This is a genomic window from Sphingomonas sp. TF3 (assembly GCF_003985085.1).
Lineage (GTDB): Bacteria > Pseudomonadota > Alphaproteobacteria > Sphingomonadales > Sphingomonadaceae > Sphingomonas.
In genome coordinates, this window is sequence record NZ_RWKS01000007.1 from 108,128 (window position 1) to 127,159 (window position 19,032).

Below are 19,032 nucleotides of genomic sequence, written 5' to 3' on the forward strand. Positions count from 1 at the left end.
CTCCTGCGCCGGATTGCGCAACGGGGTATCAGCAAAGGGCGTGCCAAATGCGCCGGAGCGGCAGAAAAGGGCCTGCGGCACGGTTGACCGGCAAGGGCTTGCCGCCTGGCGGCAACGCGGTTGCCGGTTTTGCCTCCGGTGCGGGCGAAGACGGCGCGGACGATTGGCATCGCTCGGCGTGTCGTCCATCCGGGGCAATCTGGCCCGCGCCTTGCAGTGTCGAGGCGGATGATAACCTTGCTCGCCCCGTTCCTTGATCCCATCGCCTTCGCGATCGTTGGCGGCGGCACGCTTGCCGCGATGATCCTGCGTACCCCCGCGCGCGATCTGGCGAACGGCTTTGCGGCTTTGCTGACCCTGGGGCGGCGGCATTTCGTTGCGGATGCGCTGCTCGACCAGATCGCCGCTTTCGGCCGGATCGCCCGGCGGCACGGCGTCATGGCGCTGGATCGTTCGGTCATTGCCGATACCGATGTCGCCGCCGCAGTTGCGATGATCGTCGATGGTGGCACGTCGGAGGAGGTGGCGGATCTGCTCCGCCAGCGCCGCCGCGCGCGCAGCGAACGGGCCGTGGCGGCCGCCGAGCTGTGGGCCGGGGCGGCCGACACCGCCCCTGCGATGGGGATGATCGGCACCTTGATCGGCCTGGTCGGCATGTTCGTCAAAATGCGCGATCCGAGCGCGATCGGGGCGGCGATGGCGGTTGCGTTGCTTGCGACACTCTATGGCGCGGTGCTCGCCAATCTGGTCTTTGCGCCGATTGCGGCACGCTTGCGCCGCCACGCGCGGGATGAGGCGGTGGAACGTTTGCGGCTCGACGCCCCGTTAATTGCGCTCGCAGCCCGCGAGGCCCCGCGCGCGGTGATGGCGGAGGTGGCATGATGTCGCTCGCGCTCGAGGATGATCTTCCCGACCTCGCGCCTACGCGACCGATCTGGCTGATGACGCTCGCCGATCTGGCGTTGCTGCTGGTCGGATTTTTTGTGTTGTTGCAGGCAAGCCAGCAGATTGACCGTGCAGCGCTCGCGCGCGGGCTGCGCGCGGGGTTTGGCGTGCGGGATGTGGTTGCGCCTTCACCAGTCCCGACGCCCGAACCGATGGCGGTGTCGGCGGGCGCGATGCGCGGCTTTGTGCGGGGCTCGGCGGCGCTGCCCGTAGCTCCCGATGCGTTGATCGGCTGGGCCCGCGATGCGGCCCGCGACGATCGGGTGCTGCTGCGGGTTGCCGGTGCGGTCGATGGTTCTCCGGGCGACGTTGATCCTGTGACCGGCAGTGGTGCCGTGCTCGCTGCAGACCGCGCGCGTGCGGTGGCAAGCGCGCTGCTGCTGGCGCACGCGGTTCCCGCCAACCGTATCACTATCGTCGCTGCCGCCCGCCCGGGCCAGCGCAGCGTGACCGTTTCCACCGGCTATGCGGGAGGGCGGCAATGATGTGCCGCCCGGCAACCGCGCTTTGCCGCTTTTGCAGAGGATAATGCGATGTTGCGTCATCTCCCCTTGGTGTTGATCGCCGTGGTCAGCCCGGCGGCTGCGGCACCAGCCTTTCAGGATACCGCCACGCTCGACCGCGCGGTTGCCGCCTTTGCCGGCAAGGCGATCGGCGAGGAAGGGGGCGCGCGGACCCCGGTCGACAGCCGCCTGAAGCTGGCGGCCTGCCCGATGGTTTCGATGGCGTGGCGGTCGGAGACGCATGACGCGGTGGTGGTCACGTGCACTGGGCCGCAATGGCGGTTGTTCGTGCCGATCCGCACCCCGGCCGTGGTGCCCAAGGGAGCGGCTCCGCTGGTCATCACGCCATCGGAAGCGACCCCGCTGCGGCCGGTCTATGTTATCAAGCGCGGCGACCCGGTGACGATCAGCGCCGGATCGCCGGGCTTTTCGATCACCCGGGAAGGGATTGCAGCGGGCGATGCGGTCGCCGGAGGGCGCTTTCTGGTCAAGATCGACAGCGCGCGCGCGCCGATCCAGGCGGTCGCGATCGCCAATGGCCGCGCTACACTGCCCGGTTGGACCGAATGAGTCGGCACCGTATCTGCCGATGGATAGAATAATTTCTTAAGGTCCGTCGCGATCGGTCGTTCTTCCATCATGTCAGCGGAAACCGCAAAGGTGCAGGCAATGGTGGAACCGATCGGAGCAAAGGCTGTCACGACCCAAGACCGTCTGGTCGTGCCGGTGGCAGCATCTGCGCAAACCGCAAAAGCGGCAGCGCAGCCGAGCGAGGCGGCGGCCAAGCAATTGGAACTGTCGGCGCTCGCTTTTGACTTTGGAAAGCAGGCCCCGGTCGAAAGCAAGCGGGTGGAACAGGTGCGCCAGGCCGTGCGCGACGGCAGTTATCCGCTCTTCCCCGAAACCATTGCCGATCGGATGCTCGCCCTGAAACTCTATTGGAGCCCGAAGAAATGACCTCTCCCGGTTCCTCGCGGCGGGATGCGCTGATCCGCGTCATCGAATCGCTCCACGCAGAGATCGCCGCGCTCAAGACCAATGACGTGCTCGCGCTTGAGGCGGCAACCCAGGAAAAGCTCGGCGCGATCGAAGCGATTGCGGCGTTCGGCACTGGACCCGCCAGCCCGGAATTGCGCGCGCTTGCCGATGAGGCGCATCGCCTGAACGAGACGTGCCGCATCTACGTCAACCTGATGGCGGCAAATGTTCGCCGCCGCCTGCAAACCTTGACCGGGTCTGCCGGTGTCGCGGTCGGCTCCGCCCCGGGGACGGTGTATCGCCCCGGCATGGGAATCGCGGCCTACGCCTGACCCAAGCGCGGGTTACGCCTCATTAAGGATAACTGGCACGGCTCTTGCTGATGTTCGCCTGACTATTCGCTCGAATAGCCGCGACGCAGCCGGGGACCGATGCCTTTCAATCCACTCTCCCTTTTGAACGGTGCCGCCAGCGAGGTGAAAAGCCTCGGCGGCGGGGCGATTCGTACGGCGATCGCCAATGCCAGCCAGTCGACTGGCATCGATTTCAATTATCTGCTGGGCCAGGCCAAATTGGAAAGCGGCCTGCGTGCCGATGCCAAGGCGGGGACGTCGAGCGCGACCGGCCTGTATCAATTCGTCGACCAAAGCTGGCTGCGTGTGGTCAAGGCGCATGGCGCGGAACACGGGCTTGGCTGGGCAGCCGATGCGATCAGCGTTTCGTCGACCGGCCGCGCAACCGTTGCCGATCCGGCGACGCGCCGCGCGATCCTGGCGCTGCGCAACGATCCCGCCACCGCCTCGATGATGGCGGCGGAACATGCCAGCGACAATAAGAGCGCGCTGGAAAGCGCGACCGGGCGGACGGCGACCGGCACCGACCTTTATATGGCGCATTTCCTGGGCCTTGGCGGGGCACGATCGTTCCTGACCGCTTTGCAGACCTCCCCCGACAAGAGCGGCGCGGCGATGTTCCCCGCCGCTGCCCATGCCAATCGCAGCGTCTTCTTTGCCGCCAATGGCGAGCCGCGCTCGCTTGCCGACATTTACAGCCGCTTCTCGGCCAAGCTCGACCAGAGCGCCGCCGGGGCCAGCGCGCCGGTTGCGGCGACGTCGGGGCTCGCGGCGACGCGGCTCGGGAGCTGGGGGGCGGATGTCATCCCCGGCAATGGCGAAACCTCGACCGCCGATGCGGCCGTGTGGGCGCAATCGACACTCGACCGGCTGAGTGGATCCGCCAGCGGCAATGGCACCCGTGTCGAAAGCGCCAGTCTGCTGCGCCCGACCCCGGCCAATGCCCGGCTGGCCTACATGATGCTCGCGCAGATGGGAGCGTAAGTGGTGGCGATTGCGTTGAAGTCGGGTGCCCTGAAATCTGGTGGCGTGTTGCCGTTGTTGCGTTCCGCCGCTTTGCCGGTGGCGATTCTGCTGCTCGTCGTGCTGATGGTGGTGCCGATCCCGTCGGCGCTGCTCGACGTGTTCTTCATCATGAACATCACGATCAGCCTCGCCGTGCTGATGGTCAGCCTCAACGCGCAGAAGCCGCTCGATTTCTCGGCCTTCCCAACGGTGTTGCTGTTCGCGACGTTGTTCCGCTTGAGCCTCAACGTCGCCTCGACGCGCGTGGTGCTGGTGCATGGGCATGAGGGCGAGAGCGCCGCGGGCCATGTGATCGAGGCGTTCGGCACCTTCCTGATCGGCGGCGATTATGTCGTCGGCCTGTTCGTCTTCGCGATCCTCGTCATCATCAACATGATCGTGGTGACCAAGGGCGCGGGCCGCGTGTCCGAAGTGTCGGCACGCTTCACGCTCGATGCCTTGCCCGGCAAGCAGATGGCGATCGACGCCGATTTGAATGCCGGCCTCATCACCCCGGAAGAAGCCAAATTGCGCCGCGTCGAAGTGGCGACCGAGGCCGATTTCTACGGATCGATGGACGGTTCGTCCAAGTTCGTGAAGGGCGACGCGGTTGCGGGCCTGCTGATCCTGGCGGCCAACATCATCGGCGGCCTGATCCTGGGGCCAGTCAGCCACGGCATGACCATCTCGGCGGCGGCGCACAATTATGTGCTGCTGGCGATCGGCGACGCGCTGGTCGCGCAGATCCCGTCGCTGATGCTGTCGATCGCGGCGGCGGCGATCGTGACGCGCGTGACCTCCAGCATGGATTTGGCGGGGCAGATTGGCAGCCAGTTCGGCTCGGCGCGGACGTGGACGCCGGTCGCGATCATCCTGGCTTTGCTGGGGATGATGCCGGGGATGCCGCATCTCGTCATCCTGCCCGCCGCCGCGCTGGCTGGCTTTGCCGCATGGAAGATGCGCCAGGCCGCCAACCGCCCGGCCCCTGTAGAAACCGCGCCCGCCGAGCCGGTCGACCATTCCAAGATCGGCTGGGACGAAGTCGCCGACACGATGCAGGTCAATCTCGACATCGGTTACGGCCTGGTGCCGCTGGTCGACGAGCGTCGCGGCGCGCCACTGATGGGCCGGATCACCGGGGTGCGGCGGCAGCTTTCCAAGGAAATGGGCTTCGTCATCCCGCAAGTGCGCGTGCGCGACGACATCAATTTGTCGCCTTATGCTTACCGGATCATCGTCGGCGGCGTGGTCGTCGGCGAGGACAGCGTGTCGCCCGAGGAAATGCTGGCGCTCGACACGGGGCAAGCGGTTGGTGGCCTGATGGGCAAGCGCGCCAAGGACCCGACCTTCGGGCTCGACGCGGTGTGGATCGCGCCGGGCGATGCCGATGCTGCGACGGGGGCGGGCTATCTCGTGGTCGATCCGGGCACCGTGATGGCGACGCATCTCAACCATCAATTGGGCGTGCATGCGGCCGAGTTGCTCGGCCCCGACGAAGTGCAGGCGCTGCTCGACGGGCTGAAGGAGCGCGCCGCCAACCTCGTCGCATCGCTGTCGCCCAATCCGCTGCCGCTGACCACGCTGACGCAAGTGCTGCGCGGGCTGTTGGCGGAGAACATTCCGCTCAAGGAGTTCCGTCGCATCGCCGCCGCGATCGCCGTTGCCGCGCAGAAGACGCTCGACGCTGACGAGATCATCGAGGCGATCCGCCCCGATCTTGGCGGGCTGATCATCGGCAAATTGTGCGGCGTGCGCGAGCCGCTGCGCGTGATGACGCTGGAGGGCGGGCTGGAAGGCTTGCTCGGCCAGGCGATCCGCAGCGATCCGTCGCGTCGCCACACGATCGAGCCCGATCTCGGCCGCCGCATCGTCGATGCGCTGCAGCGCGCCGCGCAACCCTTTGTCGACGAGGCCAAGCCGTTTGCGCTGGTCGTCCAGCCCGCGATCCGCGTGGCGATCCGCAAACTCGTCAAAACCTGCCTGCCCGACATTCCGGTGATGAGCTTCTTCGAAGTCCCAGAGGACAAATCGGTCGAAGTCGTCGCCGTGATCGGCGCCCCTGGAGCTCTGCCCGCATGACCGCGCAGCCCGATTTCGCGACCTTCACCGAGGCGATGCCGCTGGTCTATCGCCGCTCCGGCACGCCCGACCTGTCGCTGCTGGCCAAGAAGCACTTGCCGCTGGTGCGCCGGATCGCGTGGCACGTGCATGGCAGCATGTCGTCCGCGATCGAGATTGAGGATCTGGTGCAGATCGGGCTTGTCGCCTTGGTGGAAGCGGCCAGCGCCTTTGAAGAACGCGGGCAAGTGACCTTCGAGCAATATCTGGTGACGCGCGTGCGCGGATCGATGATCGATGCGCTCCGCCGCAGCGCCACGATCACGCGCGGCGCGATGCAGCGCAAACGCCTTTATGCCGAGACCGTCGCCGCGCTCACCACCGAACTCGGCCGCGCGCCCGAGGAGGCGCAGGTCGCAGCCCGGCTCGGCGTTACCCCGGACAAGCTGCGGCTGGACTATGCCAATGCGCAGCCGGTGCGCTTCGAGCCGATCGAGGATGTCTATTCGGATGAAGGGCCGTGGTTTGCGAGCGATGAGCCCGACGCCTTCGCGCAACTGTCCGAAGGCGAGGAGCGCGACACGCTGATCGGGGCGATCGCCAGCTTGCCCGAGCGCGAGATGCTGGTGGTGCAGCTTTATTATGTCGAGGAAATGAACCTTGAAGAGATCGGTCAGGTGATTGGCGTCGGCGCGGCGCGGGTGTGCCAGATCAAGGCCTCGGCGCATGCCAAGCTGAAAAAGGCGATGCTGCGGCGCTGAGCGCTGCGCGTATCCTTTTCACGCGAAGCCGCGAAGGCGCGAAGAGAAGAAGGTTTGTTCGCGCAGAGGCGCGGAGGACGCAGAGAAGGAAGGGCTTGGAGCGACCCCCTGTGCGTCCAAATTCGCTCCGTTCGGTCTCCCGATTGATACCGGGCGCGCGTCCTCCGCGTCCTCCGCGCCTCGGCGCGAACCAATTCTTATCTCTTCGTCGCGGCTTCGCGCCTTCGCGTGAGAACAGCCCCCCGCGATCCCCTCACCCCAGCAGCAGCCCCGCCAATGCCGCCGACATCAAATTCGCCAGACTCCCCGCCGCCAGCGCGCGCAGGCCGAGCTTGGCGATCATCGGGCGCTGGTTGGGGGCAAGGCTGCCGGTCGAGGCCATCTGGATCGCGATCGAGGAGAAATTGGCGAATCCGCACAGCGCGAAAGTCACCACTGCAGTGGTGTGCGGCGACAGGTCCTTCATCTTGCCGAGATCGATAAAGGCGACGAACTCGTTGAGCACGATCTTCTGCCCGAACAATTGCCCGGCAATGCGGGCTTCGTTCCACGGGATATCGAGCAGATACATGACCGGCGCGAAGACATAGCCGAGAATGCCCTGGAAGCTGAGGTCGGGATAGCCGAACCAGCCGCCAATGCCGCCGAGCATCCCGTTGGCGAGCGCGACCAGTCCGACGAACGCGAGCACCATCGCGCCGACGGCGACCGCGATGCGCACGCCGGTTTGCGCGCCGTTCGCCGCCGCCATGATCAGGTTGGCGGCGCGTTCTTCCTCCAGCGCCTGTTCGGCGACGTGGAGCACGGCTTCTTCGGGATCGTCGCCCAGCGGCAATTCACCGACGGGCGTGAGCGAGACGTCGGGCATGATGATCTTGGCCATCAGCAGCCCGCCCGGTGCCGACATGAACGACGCGGCGAGCAGATAGGGCAGCGCGCCCTGGCCGAGGAAGGTCGCGTAAGCGAGCAGGATCGTGCCCGCGACGCCCGACATGCCGACCGTCATCACCGCGAACAATTGCGGAGGGGTGAGGCTGGCGAGATAGGGGCGGATCACCAGCGGCGACTCGCTCTGGCCGACGAAGATGTTGGCAGCGGCGCACAACGCTTCGACCTTGGACACGCCGATCACCCGTTCGATCGCGCCGCCGACCCAGCGGATGACGAATTGCATGATGCCGAGGTGATAGAGGATCGAGACCAGGGCCGCGAAGAAGATGATCACCGGCAGCGCCGAAAAGACGAACGCGCTGCCGAAGGTGGGGTCGCTGGCAAGGCCGCCGAAAATCGTCATCGTGCCCGCCTTGGCATAGCCGAGCAGCGCCCAGACCCCGCGCGACATGCCCTCAATCACGTGACGGCCGACGTCGCTGCGCAGCACGATGAACGCGATCGTCACTTGCAGCGCGAACGCCGCCCCGACGACGCGCAGCCGGATCGCGCGCTTGTTGTTCGACAGCAGGAAGGCGAGTCCCAGGATGACGAGGATGCCTATGATGCCGACCGGAAAAGTACCCACATGTCCCCCGCAGTAACGCCCAGGCCGCCGCAATCGGCGCGCACGGCGGCCCACCATACACGTGGGTTTCGTGAGCGATAGGGGTTTGCGGTGGCTCGGCTCGCGTCGCGTGCTTTGACCTGGCGGCGAAACCGGCTAGCGTCGCTGCGATGAACACCCCTGCTCCCACCGCGGTTGGCGGCATTCCGCGCTCGCTTTTCGTTTTCTCGATCCTGTACGGCGGCATGGTCTGCATGGCGGGCGTGCTCGGCGTCAAACAGGTCGCGCTGGGGCCGCTTGCGGTCGAGGCGGGGATTTTCGGCTTTCTGATTCTGGTCGTGCTGTCGAGCGCGGTGGCCGAACTGCATGGGCAGAAGACCGCCACCGCGCTGGTGCGCTTCGGGTTCGTACCGCTGATCGTGTCGGCGCTGCTGATCCAGCTGGTGCTGGCGCTGCCCAATGACTCGGGCATGTACCCGCCCGCCGTCGCCGCCTTTCCGATTGTCGTCGGGCAGGGGCTGCGGATGATGGTGGCGGGATTCATCTCCTATGGCACATCGCAGACGCTCAACGTCTTCATCTTCGATAAGTTGAAGGGACAAGAGGGGCGTGGGCGGCTGGTGTGGTTCCGCGGGATGGTGGCGAGTGTCGTCAGCCAGATCGTCGACACCGTGTTGTTCATCTCGATCTCTTTTTATGGCGAACGCCCGATCGTCGAACTGATGGCGGGCCAGATGCTGACCAAAGTGGTGCTGTCGATCGTGCTGGTGCCGTTCCTGATCACCGGCTTCGTCGCCTTGGGGAAGCGGCTCGACCGCTGAGATTCGTGTCCTGCGCCATGCGCGCTGTTGCGCGGCTGGCGTCGGGAGGGCATGGAGCGCCCGACTGCCCGACAGGCCCTCCCCCAACCCCTCCCGCGAGCGGGAGGGGAGCAGAAGGTTCCCGCCATGACCGATCATTCCCCCGCTCCCGAATTGCTCGCCAAGGCCGAGACGCTGGTCGAGGCGCTGCCGTATATGCAGCGTTACGCTGGCAAGACCTTTGTCGTGAAATATGGCGGCCATGCGATGGGCGACCCCGAACTCGCGCGCGATTTCGCCGAGGATGTGGTGCTGATGAAGGCGGTCGGCATCAACCCCGTGGTGGTGCATGGCGGCGGCCCGCAGATCGGCGCCATGCTCAAGCGGCTGGGGGTCGAATCGCGCTTCGTCGATGGCCTGCGCGTGACCGATGCCGAGACCGCGCACATCGCCGAAATGGTGCTGGCGGGATCGATCAACAAGGAAATCGTCGGCTGGATCGGCCAGGCGGGCGGGCGCGCGGTCGGCATTTCGGGCAAGGATGCGGGCTTCGTCACCGCTGCCAAGGTTGGACGCGATACGCCCGACACCTTGCAGGGGATCGAACGCCATGTCGATCTGGGCTTTGTCGGCGAGCCGGTCGGGGTCGACCGGCGGATCATCGATACGCTGTCGCAAGCCGGGATCATCCCGGTGGTCGCGCCGATCGCGATCGGCGCCGACGGGCACACCTATAATATCAACGCCGACACGATGGCGGGCGCGATCGCGGCGGCCTTGGGTGCCGAACGCCTGTTCATGCTGACCGATGTTGTCGGCGTGCTCGACAAGAATGGCGAACTGGTGACCGATCTCGACCCCGCGGGCGTCGCGGCACTCCGCGCCGACGGCACGATCAAGGGGGGCATGATCCCCAAGCTCGAAACCTGCGTCCATGCGGTCGAGGGCGGGGTGGACGCCGCCGTCATTCTCGACGGGCGCGTGCCGCATGCGATGCTGCTGGAAATCTTCACCCGGCGCGGGGCGGGCACGCTGGTGCGGCGCTAAGCACCGTTCGTCGCCAGGGGTGGTCGCATCGGCGCGATCGCGCTAGAATAGCATCACCAACGTCGGAGACGCTTTTTGCATACGATCATCCAACTCTTGCAGGTCCTGATCGACGCGGTGACGCTGATCGTGCTGGTGCAAGTCATCCTGTCGCTGCTGGTGTCGTTCAACGTGATCAACACCTATAACGAGTTCATTCGGGCGATTTACACCGGGCTCAATCGCGGCACCGATCCGCTGTATCGCCCGCTGCGCCGTGTGCTGCCCGATTTCGGCGCGCTCGATCTGGCACCGTTCGCCGTGCTGCTGATCCTGCGGCTGATCAGCATCGTGCTGGTCAATCTCGATGCGCATCTGCTCCTCGGAGCCCCGCTCTAAACTGCCCGTTCCAAACCGAAAGTTCCTGGCATGACCGCCGCGTTGATTGATGGAAAAGCCTTTGCGGCTGGCTTGCGCGCGCGCATTGCCGCGCGGGTCGCGGCGTTCGTGGGCCAGGCCGGGCGCGCGCCGGGGCTGGCGGTGGTGCTGGTCGGCGAAGACCCGGCCTCGGCGGTGTACGTCCGCAACAAGGGGCGCGCGACGCGTGAGGCCGGGATGGTCAGCGTCGAGCATCGCCTGCCTGCGGATGTGCCGCAGGACGCGCTGCTCGATCTGGTCGATGCGCTCAACGCCGATCCCGCGATCGACGGCATCCTGGTGCAATTGCCGCTGCCGGGGCATATTGACGAGCGCACCGTGCTCACCCGGATCGACCCCGACAAGGATGTCGACGGCTTCCACCCGGTCAATGCCGGGCGGCTGGCGACGGGGCTGCCGGGCTTCGTGCCGTGCACGCCCTTTGGCTGCGTGATGCTGTTGAAGGATGTGCTGGGCGATCTCGCCGGGCTCGATGCGGTGGTGATCGGGCGCTCGAACATCGTCGGCAAGCCGATGGCGCAATTGCTGATCGCGGAAAGCTGCACCGTCACGGTCGCGCATTCGCGCACGCGCGACCTGTCGAGCGTGATCAAGCGCGCCGACATCGTCGTGGCGGCGGTCGGGCGGCCCGAGATGATCAAGGGCGAATGGCTGAAGCCCGGCGCGACGGTGATCGATGTCGGCATCAACCGCACCGAGACCGGGCTGGTCGGCGACGTCGATTTCGCGGGCGCGATGAGCGTGGCGGGCGCGGTGACGCCGGTGCCGGGCGGCGTCGGCCCGATGACGATCGCCTGCCTGCTGCGCAACGCGCTGCTCTCGGCCGAGCGGCGCGAAGGCGTGGTCGGCGAGGGCGATTTGTGATCGCAGCGCTGCTGCTTTTGGCCATCGCTTCCCCAGCATCCGTTCGGGCTGAGCCTGTCGAAGCCCCTGCCACCGCGCGCGCGGAGAGGAGCCCTTCGACAGGCTCAGGGAGAACGGAGCTTGGGTCGGCGCTCGACGCCGAACGCGCCTTTGCCGCCGATGCGCAGACGCTCGGGCAATGGACCGCCTTCCGCAAATGGGCGGCGAGCGATGCGACGATGTTCGTGCCCCAGCCGGTCAATGCGCAAGCCTGGCTGAAGGACCGCACGGACCCGGCCAAGGCGATCAGCTGGTGGCCGACCGCAAGCTATGTGTCGTGCGATGGATCGCTTGCAGTCAACACCGGCGGGTGGAAGCGGCCCGATGGGTCGGTCGGCTATTTTTCCACCGTGTGGCAGCGCCAGCCGGATGGCGGCTGGAAGTGGATCGTCGATGGTGGGGATGATTTGAAGGTCGGGCGCGATAAGCCTCGGATCATCCAATCGGAGGTTGGGTCCTGCGCGGGAACACCGACTCAAGACCCAATTCTTTCATCGGACAATGCTGGCGGCGGTCGTGCGTCTGATCGTACCCTTGGTTGGATGTGGGAGACAGCACAGGACGGATCGCGCCGGTTCTGGGCTGCGATATGGACCGGCAAGCGCTGGAAAGCGGTAGTCGACGACAAGATTGCGGCCCCGAAATGATCGAACTCTACATCTCCTCGCTCATCACCTTCTTCGTGGTGATCGATCCTCCGGGGTGCGCGCCGATCTATGCCGGGCTGACGGCGGGGGCGACGCCGGTGCATGCGCGCGCGATGGCGCTGCGCGCGGTGCTGGTGGCGGCGGGCATTTTGCTGGTGTTCGCGTTGTTCGGCGAAGCGTTGCTGCATGGGCTGGGGATCAGCCTGGCGAGCTTCCGCATCGCGGGCGGGATCATGCTGTTCCTGATCGCGCTGGAAATGGTGTTCGAAAAACGCACCGAACGCCGCGAGGACCGCGCCGCCAAGATCGCTGCCGAGCCGCATGACGATGTGTCGATCTTCCCGATGGCGATGCCGATGATCGCGGGGCCGGGGTCGATCGCCTCGGTCATGCTGCTGATGGGCCGCAATGAGGGGATCGAGCGCTCGCTTGTCGTGCTCGGTGCGCTGGCGACGATCCTGCTGCTGACGCTGGTCTCCTTGCTCGCGGCGGGACCGATCATGCGCGTGCTGGGGGCCAAGATCGAAGCGGTGATCACGCGGCTGCTCGGCGTGCTGCTGGCGGCGCTTGCCGTGCAGTTCGTGATCGACGGTGTAAAGATCAGCCTTGGCTAAGCCGACCGCAGGTCAGCTTTTTCATATCTTCTTCGTGCCTTTGCGTCTTTGTGCGATCAAAGAAATTCTCTCGCACGAAGACGCAAAGGCACGAAGAAGAAGGCGAAAAGACTGCGCTTTGCGCTATTTGATCCGCCACAGCCGCAGCGGCGATTTGGCAGGCAACGGCAGCGGCTCGAGCCAATCGAAGGTCTTGCGGTGGGCGAGCTGGTCGTAAAAGCCGCCGGGCGCGCGCACGCGGTAGATCGTCGATTCCGCCATGTTCGGGCAAATCAGCAGCAGCGTCGCGCCGTGGCGCTTGGCGATGGCGCGGAAAGTGTCCGGCGTGCCGGAAAAGGCGTGCTGCACATCCAGGATCGCATCGCCATTGCGATGATACGGCCCCGCCACCGCATTGTGATGCGTGATGGTGATGATGCGCGGACCCAGATCGACGAAGCTGAAGATCGTTTGCGCCGGATAACGGTTGAGCGGGCTCAGCGCCGTCATTGTCGGGCACGAACCGCTGGCGCGATCGATGATCTGGACGCGCTTGGTCGGTCGGTCGATCGGCAAGAAGCGAAAAGCGAGCCCGGCGAACAGGCCTGAGCCAACCAGCAATATCACCGCCACCGTCCCGAGCACGCGCACCAGCGGTGAGCGCTGGGCTTGCAGATAGGGGATTAACAGCCATGCCAGCGCCACTGCGCCCGGCACCGCCAGCATTTGCGCGGCCGGCCCCGCGCGCGCTTGCCACAGCAACAGCAAGGCGGCCCCGGTGACGAACAGCAAGACCGTCGCCCACGCCGCACCCAGCGCGGTGCCGCGCGCGCGCCACGTCGCGATGATCGCGCCGATCACGCCGACCACCGGCATGATCGCGACCGGGAAGGCGACGCGGAACGGGTGGACATAGATTGGCCGCGCCTCGCGGATCATGTTGAGCCAGTTCTTTTGCAATTCGGGCGAGGCCTGTTCGGGGCGGCCGAGGCATTGCGGGAAGACCAAAGCGAAGCCGATCACGATCACCGCGCCCGCCGCGATGGCGAGCGCAAGCCGCACCCAGCGGTTGGTCGGATTGACCCAGGCGAGCGCGAACAGCAGCCCGCCCGCCATCACCATCACGCTGAGCCACACCGGCGTCAGCGCGTCGCAGCGCAAGGCGGCGTTGCCGTAAGAGGCGAACAGCGCATAGCCGAGGCCACTGCCCGCCCCCAGGCACAGTGCATAGATGGACAAGCGCTGCGCTTCGGCACGGTCCCAGATCCAGCGCAGCGCCAGGATCGCACCGGCAATCGCGGTGTAAGGCAGCATTTCGAGCCCGATCGCCAGCGATACCGCGCTGGCCAATCCGACGATCGCACCGCCGCGTATCCCCTTTGGATCGGACAGGCCCGCCACCGTCAGGCTGAGCATGGCGAGTTGCCAGCCGTGATGATCGATGCGTTCGGGCATGTACATCAAGAGCGTCGCCGAACAGCATAGCAGCAAGGCGATCGCGAGCGGCCAGGCATAGGGGCTGATCAGGCGCCGGACCGTGGCCCCCAGGCCAAGGATGGCGATGCTCAGCGGCAGCAGCGGGGCAATGCCGCAGGCGAGCATCTCGGCTTCGCGCGCGCCGACGAACGGGCGCAGCAGCAGGATCAGCCCGGCGATCGGCAAATCGACGATTCGGCTCCAGTGAATGTCATAGCCGCCCGGCGGGTTCAGTCGATATTGGCGCAGGTCGTACCAGCCCTGCCCGCCCAGCCAGGCACGCACCTGCATCAGCCGCATATTGTCGTCGGTGTCGCCCAGCTGCAGATAATGAATGCCGACCCAGCGATCGTGGAGGAAATAGACTGCGATACACAGCCAGGCGATCAGGCTCAGACGGATCCAATCGCGATCCACCATGCGCGTCAACGAACCAAGCTTCATCCAAACCGCTTTCCTAGACCGAGATCGCGCTCTACTGCGGCACGCGTAAAGGGCAAGCAAACGTGACGACACTCCTCCAACACGTCGATCGCTGGCGGTCGAACCCGCTGTTCGGCCAGATGGTGCGGTTCGGCATCGCCGGCGGATTGTCGACGGTGCTCTATTCGGCGGTGTACCTGCCGCTGACGCTGTATGTGTTCGAGCGGCAGCATGCGGTCTATGCCGTGCCGTTCGCGTTTGCGGTCGCGGTGACGGCGGGGTTTTTCCTGCACAGCCGCTGGAGCTTCAAAGGGCATGGCACGGGCGCGCGGGGGGCGGCGCAGCAAGTGCAGTTCGTGCTGGTGCAAGCATCGGGGATGGCGCTGAACGCGCTGATCACCTGGATCGGCACCGCCAAGCTCGGCTATCCCGGCTGGGTGCCGCTGCTGCCCGCGATCGTGCTGGCAACGGGGATGACCTTCGTGCTCAACCGCTATCTGGTGTTCAAATAAGATGGGATGCGTCGACCTTGGATAGAATCGTTTACGACCGCATGGCGGCGCATGATTCGACGCATTGGTGGTATCGCGCGCGGCGCGACATCCTGGCCGACTATCTGGCGCGCGAAGGGCATTTGCCGGCCGATGCGCGTATCCTGGAGATTGGCTGCGGCACAGGCCACAATCTGCCGATGCTTGGCGCTTTCGGCACGGTCGAGGCAATTGAGATTGATCCCGCCGCGCGTGCGATTGCCAGTGAGCGGCTGGGCAAGCCGGTTGGTGCTGCCCCCTTGCCCGAGCTGACCGGGGTCGAGCGCGGTGCCTATGATCTGATCGCGGTGCTCGATGTGGTCGAGCATATCGAAGACGATGTCGCGGCGTTGAAGGCGATGGGGGAATGCCTGAAGCCCGGCGGCAAGATTTTGATCGCGGTGCCCGCGCACCAATGGATGTGGAGCGCGCACGATGTCGTCAACCACCATCACCGCCGCTATTCCAAGGCGACGCTGGGCGCGGCGATCGGCAAGGCGGGGCTGAAGCATAATGGCCTGCGCTGGTTCAACTCGCTGCTGTTCCCGCTGGCGGTGGCGTCGCGCGTGGCGGGGCGGATTCGCGGCAAGGACGATAGCGACGATTCGCCGCCGCCCGGGCCGGTGAACGCGCTGTTCGAGGCGGTTTTCCGGCTGGAGCGTCACCTGGTCGGTCGTGTACCGCTGTCGCCGGGCGTGTCGATCGTGACGCTCGCTTCGGTGAAATAAGGGGGGTCACCCCTCCGTTCGTGCTGAGCCCGTCGAAGCACTGCTTTCCGCAAGGTCTGGTTCCTGCGGTGAGCGCTGCCCTTCGACAAGCTCCGGGCGAACGGGCTGGGGCTGGGCTTCCGCGCGATAGCCGAGCGTCGCCCGCCCCTGGATCGGCCCCACCACATCGGCAACCAGATAGAGCGGGCGGCGCTTCGATTCGACATACAGCCGCCCGAGATATTCGCCGATCATGCCCAGCACGAACATCTGGAACGCGCCGAGCAGCACGACGACGAGCATCGTCGAGGTCCAACCCGCGACCGCGCTGCCGCTGAAAAAGCCGACCGCGATATAGAGGAACAGCAGCAACGATGCCGCCGTCAGCGCCAGGCCCAAATGGCTGGCGAAGCGCAACGGCGCGGTCGAAAAGCCGGTGACCGCGTCGAGCGCGAGGCGGATCATCTTGCCGAGTGGATAATTGGTTTCCCCCGCATGGCGCTCGGCGCGGTCATAAGGGAAGGGGATCTGCTTGAAGCCGACCCAGGCGACCATGCCGCGAATGAAGCGGGCCTGTTCGGGCATCGACAGGAAGGCGTCGAGCGCCCGCCTGCTCATCAAGCGGAAATCACCGGTATCGAGCGGGATGGCGGTGTCGGTGACGCGGTCGAGCAAGCGATAGAAAGCGGCGGCGGTGGCTTTCTTGAACAGTGTCTCGCCCTCGCGCTTGCGGCGCACGGCATAAACGACATCGGCCCCCTGCGCGGCCATCGCGGCGCGCATGTCGCTCAGCAATTCGGGCGGGTCCTGCAGATCGGCATCGATAATCAGGATCTGCGCGCCCGAGCACAGATCGAGCCCGGCGGTGAGCGCAAGCTGGTGGCCGTGGTTGCGCGACAGGTTGATGACGACCAGCCGTGGGTCATCGGCGGCAAGGCGCTGCATCTCGCCCCAGCTATCGTCGCGGGAACCGTCGTTGATGAACAGGATTTCGTAATCATCCCCGACCGCAGCGCGCGCGGCGGCGGTGACGCGCGCGTGCAGCACGGCAAGGCACGCGGCTTCGTTATAGCAGGGAATGACAACGGATAACGCTGGGGGGGATATGGGACGCGACATGTGCGCTGAATAGCGTGTCGTCACGGCCCCGTCATGGAGAAGTTGCGCGGCGGGGCAAGATCAGACCCGCACCACGCTGTTAACCGCGTCCGCCGCGCGCAGCGCCCCGATGACGTGCATCAGATGGTGGACATCATGCACTTCCACATCGATCGTGTTGGTGTGAAAACCGGTGTCGCGATTGTCGAGCCGCAAATTGACGATATTGGCCTTTTGCGCGCCGATGATCGTCGCGATCGTGCCAAGCGCGCCGGGTTCGTTCTTGACCTCGACCGAGATGCGCCCGGTCGCGCCTTCGGTTTTGTCACCCCATGACAGATCGACCCAATCGGCATCGTCGGCGGCGGCGAGGATCGGGCAATCGATCGTGTGCACCTCGATCCCCGCATCGGGGCGGCGCAAGCCGACGATGCGGTCGCCCGGCACCGGATGGCAGCATTCGGCGAGATCGAAGGCGACCCCGGCGGTCAGCCCGCGAATCGAGATCGCGCTCGATTGCGGCGGCAAGTCGCGCAACGCATCGGCACCGGCCGAACCCGGCATCAGCGCCTCCATCACCGCCGCATCGGGCAAGCGACGGCGCGCGATCGCTTCGAGCAAGGCGGCTTCGTCCGCGACCTTCAGCCGCTGCATCGCCATCGCCTGCGCATTGCCGGCGAGCGGGGCGGGCAGGCGCGAGACCAGCTCGTCATACATCTTGCGGCCGAGCGCCTGCGTCTCGACGCGTTCCTTGTGGCGCAAATGCCGCCGGATCGCGGCGCGCGCCTTGCCCGTGATCGCGAAGTTCAGCCAATTGGCCTGCGGCTCCTGCGCCTTGGACCGCAGGATTTGCACCTGATCGCCATTTTCGATTGTCGTGCGCAGCGGCACGACGCGACCGTTGATCTTGGCCCCGACCGCCTGATCGCCGAGATCGGTATGGACGGCGTAGGCAAAGTCGATCGGCGACGCGCCTTTTGGCAATTGGTGCAATTCGCCCTTGGGGGTGAAGGCGAAGATGCGATCCTGGTACATCGCCATCTTGGTATGTTCGAGCAGCTCCTCGGGGCTCTCGGCATTGTCGAGGATTTCGACCAGATCGCGGATCCAGCTCACTTGCGTGTCGGGGCGCACCCGCCCGTTCATCGGGTCCTGCTTGTACGCCCAATGCGCGGCGAGGCCGAGCTCGGCCTCTTCATGCATGTCGTGTGTGCGGATCTGGATTTCGACGCGGGTATTGTCGGCGTGGATGACGCTGGTGTGGAGCGAGCGATAGCCGTTGCGCTTGGGGGTCGAGATATAATCCTTGAAGCGCCCCGGCACCATCGGCCAGCGGCGGTGGATCACGCCCAGCGCCGCGTAACACGCCTCCTCGGTCGGCACGATCGCGCGGAACGCCATGATGTCGCTCAATTGTTCGAAGCTGATATGGCGCTCGGCCATCTTCTTCCAGATCGAATAGGGATGCTTTTCGCGACCCGAAATTTCGGCCTCGATCCCGGCGCGCGACAGCAGCAGTTTCAGCCCCGACCCGATCTTGGCGATGCGGTCGCCGCCGCCTTCCTTCAACTGGGCAAGACGCTTGGTGATCGATTCATAGGCTTCGGGTTCGAGCTGCGCGAAGGCGAGCGTCTGCATCTCCTTCATGAACTCATACATGCCGATCCGCTCGGCGAGCGGGGCGTAGATGTCCATCGTCTCGCGCGCGATGCGTTTGCGCTTGTCGGGATTCTTGATGAAATGCAACGTACGCATGTTGTGCAGCCGGTCGGCGAGCTTGACCAGCAGCACGCGAATGTCGTCGGACATCGCCAGCAGGAATTTGCGCAGGTTTTCGGCGGCGCGCTCGTTTTCGGTCTGCGCCTCGATCTTGGACAGTTTGGTTACGCCGTCGACCAGCCGCGCGACCGAGGGGCCGAACAGCCGTGTAATCTCCTCGGGCGTGGCGACGGTATCCTCGATCGTGTCGTGCAGGATCGCGGTCGCAATCGTTTCGTCGTCGAGGTGCAGATCGGTCAGGATGCCGGCCACCTCGATCGGGTGGCTGAAATAGGGGTCGCCATTGGCGCGTTTCTGGCTGCCATGTGCCTGCATTGAGAACACATAGGCGCGGTTCAACAGCGCCTCATTGGCAGTGGGATCGTAATCGAGGACCCGATCGACGAGTTCATATTGGCGTAGCATCTAGCCCCAAGATGGCGTCTGAGCCTGTTGCTTTGCAACATGTTTAGCCCGAAGGCCAAAAAAAGCCCCTCCCGCGCGGGCGCGGAAGGGGCAATGCACCTCTCGG

At 65.5% G+C, this 19,032-nt stretch carries 20 protein-coding genes; 16 read left to right on the forward strand and 4 right to left on the reverse strand.

Annotation, left to right across the window (positions count from 1 at the left end):
- Positions 1 to 228 precede the first annotated feature (228 nt).
- The 8 genes from EJC47_RS08165 (at position 229) to EJC47_RS08200 (ending at position 6,603) form a co-directional block, all read left to right on the forward strand.
- Positions 229 to 882 carry a motility protein A gene (locus EJC47_RS08165; RefSeq protein WP_126846724.1) on the forward strand — a complete coding sequence of 218 codons (654 nt, stop codon included), beginning with the start codon at positions 229 to 231 and terminating at the stop codon, positions 880 to 882.
- Positions 879 to 1,430, forward strand: a complete 552-nt coding sequence (locus EJC47_RS08170; protein WP_260591519.1) for a flagellar motor protein MotB — start codon at positions 879 to 881, stop codon at positions 1,428 to 1,430. The genes EJC47_RS08165 and EJC47_RS08170 overlap by 4 nt, the downstream gene beginning before the upstream one ends.
- A 48-nt stretch (positions 1,431 to 1,478) precedes the next feature.
- On the forward strand, positions 1,479 to 2,018 hold the full coding sequence (locus tag EJC47_RS08175; protein WP_171010591.1) for a flagella basal body P-ring formation protein FlgA: 540 nt from the start codon (positions 1,479 to 1,481) through the stop codon (positions 2,016 to 2,018).
- Between the two features lie 99 nt (positions 2,019 to 2,117).
- Positions 2,118 to 2,405, forward strand: a complete 288-nt coding sequence (locus EJC47_RS08180; RefSeq protein WP_010405287.1) for a flagellar biosynthesis anti-sigma factor FlgM — start codon at positions 2,118 to 2,120, stop codon at positions 2,403 to 2,405.
- Positions 2,402 to 2,758, forward strand: a complete 357-nt coding sequence (locus EJC47_RS08185) for a flagellar protein FlgN (protein WP_010405286.1) — start codon at positions 2,402 to 2,404, stop codon at positions 2,756 to 2,758. The genes EJC47_RS08180 and EJC47_RS08185 overlap by 4 nt, the downstream gene beginning before the upstream one ends.
- 99 nt (positions 2,759 to 2,857) lie before the next feature.
- On the forward strand, positions 2,858 to 3,763 hold the full coding sequence (locus tag EJC47_RS08190; RefSeq protein WP_185867606.1) for a lytic transglycosylase domain-containing protein: 906 nt from the start codon (positions 2,858 to 2,860) through the stop codon (positions 3,761 to 3,763).
- Between the two features lie 48 nt (positions 3,764 to 3,811).
- Positions 3,812 to 5,863: a flagellar biosynthesis protein FlhA gene (flhA, locus tag EJC47_RS08195; protein WP_126846860.1), complete on the forward strand. Its 2,052-nt coding sequence runs from the start codon at positions 3,812 to 3,814 to the stop codon at positions 5,861 to 5,863.
- Positions 5,860 to 6,603 (forward strand): sigma-70 family RNA polymerase sigma factor, encoded by a 744-nt coding sequence (locus tag EJC47_RS08200; RefSeq protein WP_126846726.1) that lies wholly within the window; start codon positions 5,860 to 5,862, stop codon positions 6,601 to 6,603. The genes flhA and EJC47_RS08200 overlap by 4 nt, the downstream gene beginning before the upstream one ends.
- 253 nt (positions 6,604 to 6,856) lie before the next feature.
- Here EJC47_RS08200 and EJC47_RS08205 read toward each other — a convergent pair whose 3' ends face one another.
- Entirely contained in the window at positions 6,857 to 8,122 is a 1,266-nt protein-coding gene (locus tag EJC47_RS08205) for a NupC/NupG family nucleoside CNT transporter (protein WP_126846728.1), read from the reverse strand.
- Positions 8,123 to 8,271: 149 nt separating this feature from the next.
- Here EJC47_RS08205 and EJC47_RS08210 point away from each other — a divergent pair, with 149 nt between their 5' ends.
- The 6 genes from EJC47_RS08210 to EJC47_RS08235 all read left to right on the forward strand — a co-directional run bounded on the left by EJC47_RS08210 (position 8,272) and on the right by EJC47_RS08235 (position 12,529).
- Positions 8,272 to 8,922, forward strand: coding sequence for a queuosine precursor transporter (locus EJC47_RS08210; protein ID WP_033964851.1), 651 nt, complete (start codon positions 8,272 to 8,274; stop codon positions 8,920 to 8,922).
- Between the two features lie 126 nt (positions 8,923 to 9,048).
- Positions 9,049 to 9,948: an acetylglutamate kinase gene (gene argB, locus EJC47_RS08215; RefSeq protein WP_126846731.1), complete on the forward strand. Its 900-nt coding sequence runs from the start codon at positions 9,049 to 9,051 to the stop codon at positions 9,946 to 9,948.
- 75 nt (positions 9,949 to 10,023) lie between these two features.
- Entirely contained in the window at positions 10,024 to 10,326 is a 303-nt protein-coding gene (locus EJC47_RS08220) for a YggT family protein (protein ID WP_033964852.1), read from the forward strand.
- 30 nt (positions 10,327 to 10,356) lie between these two features.
- A complete protein-coding gene (gene folD / locus EJC47_RS08225) occupies positions 10,357 to 11,229 on the forward strand; it encodes a bifunctional methylenetetrahydrofolate dehydrogenase/methenyltetrahydrofolate cyclohydrolase FolD (RefSeq protein WP_126846733.1) in 873 nt (290 codons plus the stop codon).
- Positions 11,226 to 11,915 (forward strand): hypothetical protein, encoded by a 690-nt coding sequence (locus tag EJC47_RS08230; protein WP_260591520.1) that lies wholly within the window; start codon positions 11,226 to 11,228, stop codon positions 11,913 to 11,915. Before folD ends, EJC47_RS08230 begins: the two co-directional genes overlap by 4 nt.
- Complete coding sequence (locus tag EJC47_RS08235) at positions 11,912 to 12,529, forward strand: MarC family protein (RefSeq protein ID WP_010405273.1); 618 nt, start codon at positions 11,912 to 11,914, stop codon at positions 12,527 to 12,529. Before EJC47_RS08230 ends, EJC47_RS08235 begins: the two co-directional genes overlap by 4 nt.
- Before the next feature lie 123 nt (positions 12,530 to 12,652).
- Here the strand turns inward: EJC47_RS08235 and EJC47_RS08240 are convergent, their stop codons facing one another.
- On the reverse strand, positions 12,653 to 14,428 hold the full coding sequence (locus tag EJC47_RS08240; protein WP_126846735.1) for an AcrB/AcrD/AcrF family protein: 1,776 nt from the start codon (positions 14,426 to 14,428) through the stop codon (positions 12,653 to 12,655).
- Between the two features lie 62 nt (positions 14,429 to 14,490).
- Here EJC47_RS08240 and EJC47_RS08245 point away from each other — a divergent pair, with 62 nt between their 5' ends.
- Both EJC47_RS08245 and EJC47_RS08250 read left to right on the forward strand, forming a co-directional pair.
- Positions 14,491 to 14,919: a GtrA family protein gene (locus tag EJC47_RS08245; protein WP_231565078.1), complete on the forward strand. Its 429-nt coding sequence runs from the start codon at positions 14,491 to 14,493 to the stop codon at positions 14,917 to 14,919.
- 17 nt (positions 14,920 to 14,936) lie between these two features.
- Entirely contained in the window at positions 14,937 to 15,665 is a 729-nt protein-coding gene (locus tag EJC47_RS08250) for a class I SAM-dependent methyltransferase (protein ID WP_033964856.1), read from the forward strand.
- Between the two features lie 6 nt (positions 15,666 to 15,671).
- Here EJC47_RS08250 and EJC47_RS08255 read toward each other — a convergent pair whose 3' ends face one another.
- Together EJC47_RS08255 and EJC47_RS08260 are read right to left on the reverse strand one after the other, a co-directional pair.
- The gene (locus tag EJC47_RS08255) at positions 15,672 to 16,763 is read right to left on the reverse strand and encodes a glycosyltransferase family 2 protein (RefSeq protein ID WP_409574478.1); all 1,092 of its coding nucleotides are present in this window, start codon (positions 16,761 to 16,763) and stop codon (positions 15,672 to 15,674) included.
- Positions 16,764 to 16,823: 60 nt separating this feature from the next.
- A complete protein-coding gene (locus tag EJC47_RS08260; protein ID WP_126846737.1) occupies positions 16,824 to 18,926 on the reverse strand; it encodes a RelA/SpoT family protein in 2,103 nt (700 codons plus the stop codon).
- Positions 18,927 to 19,032: the final 106 nt, after the last annotated feature.